This window comes from Streptomyces beijiangensis, from assembly GCF_017315755.1.
In the GTDB taxonomy this organism is placed as follows: Bacteria; Actinomycetota; Actinomycetes; order Streptomycetales; family Streptomycetaceae; genus Streptomyces; species Streptomyces beijiangensis.
The window spans coordinates 1-405 of record NZ_JAFLRJ010001401.1 but is presented as its reverse complement, the minus strand read 5'-3'; the positions used below and the strand labels follow the sequence as shown (position 1 = coordinate 405).

Annotated in this window: 1 protein-coding gene; it reads right to left on the bottom strand. The window is 71.6% G+C overall.

Annotated elements, in window-relative coordinates:
• Positions 1-405 (bottom strand): alpha/beta hydrolase (locus tag J0695_RS42015; protein ID WP_505383653.1); only part of this gene is annotated, 405 nt, incomplete at both ends.

The following is a 405-nucleotide window of genomic DNA, read 5'->3' as shown; positions in this document are numbered from 1 at the left end:
GTGCAGTAGCGGTGGGTGACGCCACGGTCGAGGAGCGGCTGGTGCAGTGCCTGGTTCCAGCCGTACACGTCCGTCTCGCCCGTGCCCGCGTAGAGCGCGAGCCTGCCGTCGTACGCGCGGTACGAGGCGGCGCTGCCCGCCACCTGTACGGGATTGAAGGCCGCCCAGTCCGACGGGGGCCCGAACACGGTGGACATGCGGTAGGCCGTGCCGCCGGTGACCCGGTAGGTGCCGTCGAGCAGGCCCGTCGTCGCGAACGAGGCGCCGTAGACCCACATGGAGTCGTCGACGATGCGCTGCGCGTCGGCGGGCCGGATGTCGGTGCCGCCGGAGAAGGAGCCGATCGCGGAGAACAGGTCGCTGTGCGTCGCGCCGTACTTCAGCGCGCCGAGCCCACGAGACCGA